At 67.7% G+C, this 8988-nt stretch carries 8 protein-coding genes and 1 pseudogene; 2 read left to right on the forward strand and 7 right to left on the reverse strand.

The window, feature by feature from the left end:
* Positions 1 to 179: 179 nt before the first annotated feature.
* Positions 180 to 449 carry a hypothetical protein gene (locus ACY1JF_RS17030; RefSeq protein ID WP_462705970.1) on the reverse strand — a complete coding sequence of 90 codons (270 nt, stop codon included), beginning with the start codon at positions 447 to 449 and terminating at the stop codon, positions 180 to 182.
* 501 nt (positions 450 to 950) lie between these two features.
* Entirely contained in the window at positions 951 to 1157 is a 207-nt protein-coding gene (locus ACY1JF_RS17035) for a ribosomal protein L7/L12 (protein ID WP_462705971.1), read from the reverse strand.
* Positions 1158 to 1927: 770 nt separating this feature from the next.
* On the opposite strand from ACY1JF_RS17035, the gene ACY1JF_RS17040 reads away from it, so the two are divergent.
* Positions 1928 to 2755, forward strand: a complete 828-nt coding sequence (locus ACY1JF_RS17040; protein ID WP_462705972.1) for a class I SAM-dependent methyltransferase — start codon at positions 1928 to 1930, stop codon at positions 2753 to 2755.
* Positions 2756 to 3788: 1033 nt separating this feature from the next.
* Here the strand turns inward: ACY1JF_RS17040 and ACY1JF_RS17045 are convergent.
* On the reverse strand, positions 3789 to 4214 hold the full coding sequence (locus tag ACY1JF_RS17045) for an RICIN domain-containing protein (RefSeq protein WP_462705973.1): 426 nt from the start codon (positions 4212 to 4214) through the stop codon (positions 3789 to 3791).
* A gap of 395 nt (positions 4215 to 4609) precedes the next feature.
* Positions 4610 to 4942 (reverse strand): hypothetical protein, encoded by a 333-nt coding sequence (locus tag ACY1JF_RS17050; RefSeq protein ID WP_462705974.1) that lies wholly within the window; start codon positions 4940 to 4942, stop codon positions 4610 to 4612.
* A 584-nt stretch (positions 4943 to 5526) separates the two neighbouring features.
* Here ACY1JF_RS17050 and ACY1JF_RS17055 point away from each other — a divergent pair.
* Positions 5527 to 5853: a hypothetical protein gene (locus ACY1JF_RS17055; protein ID WP_462705975.1), complete on the forward strand. Its 327-nt coding sequence runs from the start codon at positions 5527 to 5529 to the stop codon at positions 5851 to 5853.
* A 416-nt stretch (positions 5854 to 6269) separates the two neighbouring features.
* On the opposite strand, the gene ACY1JF_RS17060 is transcribed toward ACY1JF_RS17055, so the two are convergent.
* The 3 genes and pseudogenes from ACY1JF_RS17060 to ACY1JF_RS17070 form a co-directional block, all read right to left on the reverse strand.
* Complete coding sequence (locus ACY1JF_RS17060; protein ID WP_462705976.1) at positions 6270 to 6851, reverse strand: choice-of-anchor C family protein; 582 nt, start codon at positions 6849 to 6851, stop codon at positions 6270 to 6272.
* 307 nt (positions 6852 to 7158) lie between these two features.
* Positions 7159 to 7737 (reverse strand): choice-of-anchor C family protein, encoded by a 579-nt coding sequence (locus tag ACY1JF_RS17065; protein WP_462705977.1) that lies wholly within the window; start codon positions 7735 to 7737, stop codon positions 7159 to 7161.
* 896 nt (positions 7738 to 8633) lie between these two features.
* A pseudogene (locus ACY1JF_RS17070) lies at positions 8634 to 8988 on the reverse strand (DUF11 domain-containing protein); the annotation flags it as partial.

Here is an 8988-nt window from a genome sequence, read left to right on the forward strand (position 1 = left end):
CGCCGTAACGATCGCCCGTGCAAGTGATCGCAGCAAACCCGGCGAGAAGGACTACCGGTACCGCGTTCGCCACCGCCACGCAGAGACCGCCCGCGAGCATGCCCCGGCAACCCGTTCGAGCCAACTGGGCTGCGGCCATGCGCCCGTTATCGCGCGTCAGTTCAATGCTCGATGACCGGTTACGCTGCTCCGAGGTCACAGGCTCGTTCCGCATGGAGGAAGTACACGTCACCGTTCCATTCCAGCTGGAAGTAGCACTGTGACCATTCCCCCTCCTCTGCGTAGTAACATGCACCGATTCGAACGTGATTGAGGGAATAGCCCTGGCTTTGCAGGTAGTCCAAGCAGTCGCGGGCGTCCGCTCGGGCAGCGGGGGCGGTGAGGAAGACACTCGAGGCGGCCAGGGTGAGGCTTCCGAGCGTGGCGGCGACCTTGCGGGTGAAGTTCATGGGGGCTCTCCACGTGGCATCCGTACCGAAGTTGTTTTGCTTTACGGACATGTATGCCTTGGCGCATGACAAGCAAATCCCGGCCGTGGGGGCGTGCGGAAGCACAGCATGGTGCGGCGCTTGTGGCATCACGCCACTCGCATCGCGATAAGCGGTTCGCGTGATCGCGGTGGAGGTCCTGCTGCTGTTCAGTCCTTTCTTGCACTCGTCGTTCGTCGTCGTCCTGGACGGTTCCGGCGCGGTCGCCGAGAAATTTGCCGCTGCCTGCACCGAGAGCGCTCGTACTCTTGATGGTGCTGTTCACAGCTACCTGCGGTGCCGAAGCATCCGCGTGGTCACCCCGCAGCCGTCCGATCACTGCGGCTCCCGCCTGCGGCGAGGTCGGCTCGGTCGCTGTTCGCCCGGCTTCGACAGCGAGGCGTACAAGCAGCGGTTTCCACTGCCTGGCGCACCTCCTGCCGGCATTGGCAACTCATTCGACGCCCACCGTGGCGCCGACGTCTACAAGTCTCTTCTGGCATTCCTCCGCGGGGACCTGGGGATGCCTTCTTTGGTTGTCTTTGGAAGGCTTTCAGTCAATTTTCTGGCTTCTTCCAGGCCCAGTCCCGTGAGCTCCCGGACGGCCTTGACGGCCGCAGTCTCATCACTTCCAGCCGACTCCAGGATCACCGCTGATTCGTCCTGCTCATCAAGGGGTTTCTCAATCACTGACCCCTCCATCTCATTGCTGTACCGACAGCCGCAGAACCCCACCTGAGCGGAGCCGCGAGAGACGCCCATGAGGGTTCGTGGCCCCCTCTGCCAAGGCAGCCGCACGGCCAGCCGGGGATGCCCCTTCCCAGCCAAGTGGGTGCTCCGCCCATCAGCATGCGGGAGTACACCACCCGAGGGATCAAGCGTGTTGCTGCCGCTACGGTGCTGGGCGATTCAGCTTGCCGCCTCCTGGGTCGCCTGCGGCCACACTTCCCCCGTCGCTCCCCGGTTCCGGGCGGGGGTGTGGGCGGGCTGCGGTCGGCGGTGCGACTGCGGGCGACGCCGTAAGCAAACGCGACAGCCGCGCCGCACCATCGTCGCGGTTGAAGGCAATCAGGAGGCTGCCGCGGACGATGTGGTTCACGTCTTTTCGCCGACGGAGAACGGGGCCCGTGGTGACCAGGCCCCGGGTGGTGGATGTTCCTCGCGAGCGCCGTGACTCTCCGTACGGAGGGGGTCCTTGGTGGCGCACCGGTTCACGAGCGGCTCTCGACCGACCAGCAGCCCACCGCCACCGGCAGAACCCTGCCCTCACAACTATGCCATCGGGGCCCCGGTCGTTTCGCGGAGAAACGGAAGTCCCGCTGCTCGCTTGAGGCTCCTCCCGGTTCTCATCACATTCCTACACCCACCGACGAACGGGAACCGGCCGAATCGACACCCGGCACAGCACTTTTCCGGTTTTCCTCCCCTCGCGCGCGGCCGGGGCACGGTTGGATGTCCGCATGACCTCCGCCGAGCACGCGCGGCTGATGCGCGCCAACCAGGCGAACTGGGATGCCCGCACTCCGGTCCACGTCGCCAGTCGGTTCTACGGCCTGGACGAGGACCTGGATCCGGAGCGCTGGTTCGCCGCGTTCGAGTGGGAGGACCTCGGCGAGTTGTCCGGCCGGGACGTGCTGCACCTGCAGTGCCACCTTGGCACGGAGACGCTCGCCTTCGCCCGGCGTGGAGCCCGGACGGTCGGCCTGGACTTCTCGGCGGCGTCCGTGACGGCCGCGCGGGACCTCGCCGCGAAGTCGGGCCTCGACGTCGCCTATGTCCAGGCCAACGTGTACGACGCCGTGGCGGCACTTGAGGGCCGGCGGTTCGACGTCGTCTACACGGGCAAGGGCGCCCTGTGCTATCTGCCCGACCTCGACCGGTGGGCGGATGTCGTGGCCAGGCTCCTGCGGCCGGGCGGGCGGTTGTACGTCGTGGAGTTCCACCCGCTGCTCAACTCGCTCGGCCCGAAACCGGGTCCGGGTGAGGGACCGGAGCTGCTGCTGCGCCACGACTACCTGGGGGGCTCCGGTCCGGTGCACCGGGATGCCACCTACACCTACACCGACGGTCCGGCCGTCGAGGGAGCCACGGACAGTTACGAGTGGATGCACGGGGTGGGAGAGGTCGTGAACGCGTTGACGGATGCGGGAATGGGTGTCAGGCGATTGCGGGAGAGCGACGAGCTTCCCTGGCCGCGCTGGCCGCGGATGGCCCGTACGGGCTCTGGCTGGTGGCGGCTGTCCGAGCCGCGGATTCCCCTTTTGTACGGCCTGCTGGCCGTTCGTTAGAAGTCTTTCCCCCGGCGGTGATACAGCGCGAGCAGCACGCGCGTGCTTGCCCCACGTGCCGGGGCACCGGTGCCAGTTTCTTCTCCGTCGACTGATCGGCCCGTCACTTTCCGATCCGCGCGTCAGCTTCCCCGCACCACCTCGTGAGCAGGGTTTCCCCTGTCGTACCGCCCGAGGCGCTGTTCCCGCCGCCCGGTGGTGCGCTCCAGCCCTTTCCGCACCGCTTCTCTCTCCTTCCCACCCGCTTGTCCCTCCCTGTCGTCCGTGAAAGGACAGGCCGCCGGGCAGGCTCGCCGGGCGTCCGCTGAGCGGGTCGCCGCCGAATCGTACCGGCACCTACGGGGTACGTTGCAGCCCGCAGGCATGGCAGGCCGAGCAGGACGGCTCTTGGGCACCGACGACAACCGGACAGGTCTCGCGGATGGCCAAGGGGAATCGAGCACCGGTGGCACAAGGCGTTGGTCTGCCGCACTCCGTGCGCTGCTTGAGGGCACGGCATGGAACCGGTCGCCCTGTACCCACCGCGTGGCCCCGCGAACGCAGTCGGCAGATGCGAGTCGGAGGGTCGCGGAACCGGCTGCCAAAACCGGACGGACAGGGCTTGTCGTGCTGTGGAGTTGGCATCGCAGACTCCGCGCTGCGCTGGAGGTCTGTTGATGACGACCTCGCGGCGGATGACCGGCAGGCCGTTGGGACCGGTGCTGGTGGTTTCGGCCGTGCTGGTGAGGGTGCAGACGCAGCCGGCGTCCAGGTCGATGGTGGCGCTGGCCGGGTTGTGGTTGGCGGCGGCCACCGCGGCTTCCAGCGCCGCGGCGGAGCAGTCGACGTGGCCAGTGGCCGACGGCGTGTGCGGGGCCGCTGGTGCGAGAACCGCGGCGGCTGCCGCGACGAGCAGGACTCCCTTGGGCAACGACGGCAACAGCACGGTGATCTCCCTGTGGCTGTTGGTGCGTCCACAGTGGCGCCCGGCGCCCAGCTCGCGTCCGCGGCCGGGGAGGGGCACGGACAGGCCGCGGGACGCCGGTGTCGCGGGTCAGGCGAGCCGGAACTGCTGGTGGTGGCCGTCACCGCCGGGCCACTGGATGAGCGCCGCTCCGTTGTCGGTGCTTTCGCCGTTGACCGACAGATATTGGCTGCTGTGTCGATTCTGGAGGGCGAAGTAGCCGTTGTCCTTCTGTACCAGGCGCCATTCCTGGTACGGGCCGGACACGGGACCCCACTGGACGACCTTCGCGCCGTCGGCGGTGCTCTGGTTCTCCACCGTCATCGCCTTTCGGCTGTGTACGGCGCGTACCACGTAGTAGCCGCCGGTCGTCGCTTCCAGGTTCCACTTCTGGTGGTCGCCGTCATGGTAGGGCCACTGGACGATGGCGGTGCCGTCGTCCTTCTTCTCGCCGTAGACGCAGACGGCTTTCTCGCTGTGCCGGGTGATCAGCACGGCGGTGAATACTGCGAACATGTGACTTGCTTTCTTGTAGGAGGGATGATGCCGCAGCGCCGGCCCGGGTGGCCTTGGGCACAGCCATTCTGATACCACTCTCGCGGCCTCGGAAAAGGGCGTCAAACCACTCAACAGAGGGAAGTAAGCCCTGCGGGTTTGCGGCCATTTATGTTTGGCGCCCCGGAACCAATCGAAGGCGCGAAATCGCACCCCAGCCGGACAGGCCACACCCGCTACGTGGTGGTCCTCCATCTGCCTACTGGGCACAGCGCCCTCGCGGTCGCCCGGCAGCCGGTCACGCAGAGCGCCCGGCTGGAATTCCAGCCGGGCGCTCTGGCGAGCTCCTGGCCGCGGCCAGTTGGTCACTTCGTGTGAGCGGCCTCTCGAATAGGCCGCTCACACGGGGCCTTTCCTCAGCTGACCTTCTGCACGCCGATCCAGTTGATGTACCAGCCGGCCTCCTCGGCCTGCGAGGGCGGCAGGCTCGCGTCCCGGAAGTGCTTCAGGTAGACGCGGAACCCCCGGTCGGTGGGGTCGAACACAGTGGATGCCCCCAGCGCGTTCCACATCCGCCTCGTCCCCCCGGTCCCGCTGAGGGAGATGAGGTAGACGGGGGTGTCCAGGTCGGACCGGAAGTCCGCACTGGTGGTGTCGACGTCGATGTAGATGCCCTCGTTGTGGGGGTGCCACCCTTCGCCCGGAGTGCTCTTCCCGGCACCTACGATGCCTCTGACGATGTTGTCCATGGTGGGATCTCCCTTGAACGGCCTCGTGCCGTGCCCTGCTGGGCGGCCATGGGAGGATTTACCCTGTGATTCGGCTGATGAGACGTTCATCCGGGGGCGCAATGAAACAACAACGGCGCTCGTCGATTTATCACATCAATCCGCATGCAGGAACGGATTCCTAATCTGCCATGAACACTGTTCCCGACAGTCGGACGAGCATGAATTTCCCCATCGGGATCATTGCGCACAGGTGTCACATGCGTACCACGCCGACGGGGGGCGTGGGGAGCCGACCGCAGAACTGCATGGGAAGAAATCGATGAATACTTCCCCGCCCGGTGCCCGTACAGGCCGGAGTACGGCAACGTGAACCGCCGTTCACGCTCGACCTTGCATTCAGCATCCGGGGCGGCGGCCACGCTATGATCACTATCCTAGGTCCACCATGGAATTCAAGCGCGGAGTTATGTGATAAGTCGATCAGCGCCGTTGTTGTTTCATTGCGCCCCCGGATGAACGTCTCATCAGCCGAATCACGGGGTAAATCCTCCCATGGCCGCCCAGCAGGGCACGGCACGAGGCCGTTCAAGGGAGATTCCATCATGGCTAACGCCATCAGAGGCATCGTAGGCTCCGGGAGGACGAACCCGGGCGAAGGCTGGCAGCCGTACAACAACAACATGTACATCAACGTCGACACCAGCAGCGCGAACTTCCGGTCCGACCTGGGCACCCCCGTCTATGTCATCTCCCTCAGCGGGAGCGGGACGAAGGTGGGCGAGGTGGTGGGGGCGGCCGCTGTCTACGAGCCCACCGACCGGGGGTTCCGCGTCTACCTGCAGCACTTCCGGGACGCGAGCCTGCCGCCCTCGCAGGCCCAGGAGGGCGGCTGGTACATCAACTGGACCGGCGTACAGCACATCGACTGAGGAAAGGTCCCGGCGCACGGCGAAGTCCAGGGGCCGGCTCGCAGACGGTGACCGACTGACCGTGGCAGGACGCTCGGCTGGGATCGCCCAGCCGAGCGTTCTGCGTGGCGGCTGCATGTCCGGTCTGACGACCGTGCCCTGCGCGGCGTCCCCGGTTGCCGCTGGCGTAGGAGGGCGGGCCGCCTATGTCGCTTTCGTACGTCTCCGCCGACAGCGCAGAGGGGTCCGCCCGCATTCGCCCACTGCCACGCCGCACAAGGCTTCTGGCCTTGTCCCGGGTGTGGTCGGTCCTTCGCATGGTCGGCCGTCTCGGGGCTCCGGCTCAACACCTGTACATACTGCCGGGCTGTTACGGCACACCTGGGGCCGCGCAGCATCGTCGACGCCGCGCGGCCCCAGGTCACCGGTCGAAGACCTCACGTTCCGCAGCTGCAGGGGTTGACTCGTACGTTGTCGATGACAGGGCCTCCGGGTGTGGAGGAGGTAGTGCTGGCGAAGGCGAGGGTGGTGGTGTCGGCCCGGGCGACGAAGGCGAAGCGCTGGTTGACGTAGCCCATGGCCCCGAAGGACTTGCCGGCGGTGTCGAAGGAGAAGTCCTGGATGCTCTGGCCGTCGACGAGGACCTTGCCGGTCTTGACCCGCGGGGCCGCTGCCGGGTTGCCGGCCAGGGCGTAGGCCACCGTGTAGACCTCGCCCGGGACGGTGGTGAAGGTCTGTGCCAGGGTCGCGGGTTCTCCGGCGTTCAGGTCGACGGACTGGCCGCCTTCGGCGGCCTGCCAGAAGCCGGTGCCGATCAGATCCGCGGCTCCGGAGGTGATCTGCCACGGACCGATGGACTCCCCCGCGCGCAGAACCTTGAAGGTTCTCGCCGCCAGCACAGGGGATTCGAAGCTGCCGTTGTCGAAGCCGCCGGCCGTGGGCGCGGCGGCCGCGGTACCGGCGATGGTGAAGAGGCTGGCGGCCGCGATCGCGGTGGCACAGGCACGCGCGAGCAACATGGAATATCTCCTTGAGGTGAGGGACGGGATGACGAGGAGGGGTGAGGTCTGTGCCGTTTCACCGGTTTCGACCTTCTTCCGGTTCCGTTTGGCGGCGGGAGGCGGAAGGCGGGTACGCGTGGTGCGTCGGACGTGTCCGCCTGCTCGCGTGCGCCGGTCCGGCAGGCCGCAGGCGGCACCGGTGGGGTGCGCTATGCGGTCGCCGCAGCGGTCGGGTGGGGTGCCGGCCCTTCGCGGCCCGCACCCCACCCCGCCTGCGGCGTGGTCCCGATCAGTGTCCGAAGGGGAGGTGGGGTCTGCTGCCGGATCAGCAGCCGCAGGTGTTGACCTGCACGTTGTCGATGACCGGTCCGAACCGGAGGCTGGAGGTGGTACTGGCGAAGCTGAGCGTGGTGGTGGGGTTCTTGGCCACGAAGGCGAACTTCCGCGTCTCGTAACCCATGTTGCCGCGGCTCTTGCCGGTGATGTCGAAGGAGAAGTCCTGTACGGCCTCACCGTCGACGAGGACCTGGCCGGTCTTCACCGCCGGGGGGCCGTCGGGGTTGCCGGCCAGGGAGTAGGTGACCGTATACGGGTCACCGGGGATGGTGGTGAAGGTCTGCGTCACCGTGCCGGGGCCGTCGCCCCTGGTGTTGAGGTCGACACTCTGCTGGCCTTCGGCCGCCTGCCAGAATCCGTCGTCGACCAGGTCGACGGCGCCGGCCGTGACCTGCCAGGGGCCGAGGGAGCTGCCTGCGGGGACGATCAGGTAGCTGTTCGCCGGTGCGCTGGGGAATTCGAAGCCTCCGTTACCGAAGTCGGGGGCCGGGGCGGCTGTTGCACCGCCGGTGGCGGTGAACACGGCGGCGACCGTGGCCGCGGTGACCAGGAGATGCTTGAGCGACATGGAATCCTCCTCGGAGGCGGCGTGCAGTGGGTGGGAGCGGAACGTGCGGTGGGCGGGGCGGGCGCTCCGGCCGGGCGGGGCTGGTATGCCGGTGCCCGGCCAGCGGGCGAGCGGGGCGGAGGGTCCTTCTTCATGCGAAGGGTGAGGAGCCGTTCGCCGGTCAGGCGCTGGCCGGGGCGGTGTTTTGTCGGTGGCTTCCTCGGCCGGTTCGGTCGCGGCCGTCAGTCGTTGATCTTGATGGCGCGGATGCCGGTGTACCCCACGATGTCGGTCTCCTTGGCCGGCTGGAGGTCGAGGTCCGGGCGGTCGTGCTGCCGGCGGCGGGCCTGGATGCGCAGGGTCCTGGGTCCGTCGATGGTGTAGAGCCTGCTGAGGTGGGCGGAGTCGTCGACGGCCATCTCGTTCCCGGGGCTCGGCCCGAAGAACGCCATGCCCACCGTCCACAACTGTGTTTCCGGTACTGGCGCGTTCGCCGTCACGTCGAAGACCTGGAAGACGACGTTGGACCAGTGCGGGAGCCGAGCGGCGATCCTGGCTCGCGCGTCGAGGTCGAGGGCGTACCTGCCGGCCTCGGGCAGGGTCAGGTCGGTGCCGGGCACGTCGAACCACTGCTCCAGAGGCCGGTTGAGGATGTTGATGGCGTCGTCCGTACCGAAGCCGACCTGGCCGGCCCACGGGGTGAGGCGTGCGCCGATGGTGACGTTCCTGGGGCAGTCGCCGTCCACGCGTACGTCGATGTCGACGGAGCGTTCGGTGCCGATGGCGGGCTGCCGGGTTCCGGTCAGGCCGGTGTAGTCGGTGCGGGGGACGAGTAGGCCCTGGCCGGTACGGGTCAGGGCGTTGCAGGGGGCCGGGTCGATGGGCTTGGGCGGGCAGGGGCCGCGGCCGCCGGTGGACGGGGAGCAGGGGTTGCAGTTGTCGGCGGGTTCGACGCAGACGGTGACGCTGTCGGTGTTGTCGCCGGAGTGGAGGTCGGTTTCGTTGGCGGTGACGGTGGCGGTGTTGGTGACGGGGCCGGTGACGGTGGCCTTGGCCTGCAGGGTGAGGGCGGCACTGGCGCCGTCGGCGAGGGCGCCGAGTGTCCAGCGGCCGGTGGCGGGGTCGTAGGTGCCGGTGGTGGCGGTGGCGGACAGGAAGGTGAGTCCGGCGGGGAGGGTGTCGGTGACGGTGACGCCGGTGGCGTCGTTCGGTCCGGTGTTGCGGACGGTGACGCGGTAGGTGACGGTCTGGCCGACGGTGACGGTGGTGGTG

It is taken from the genome of Streptomyces sp. SYSU D01066-1 (assembly GCF_054956795.1).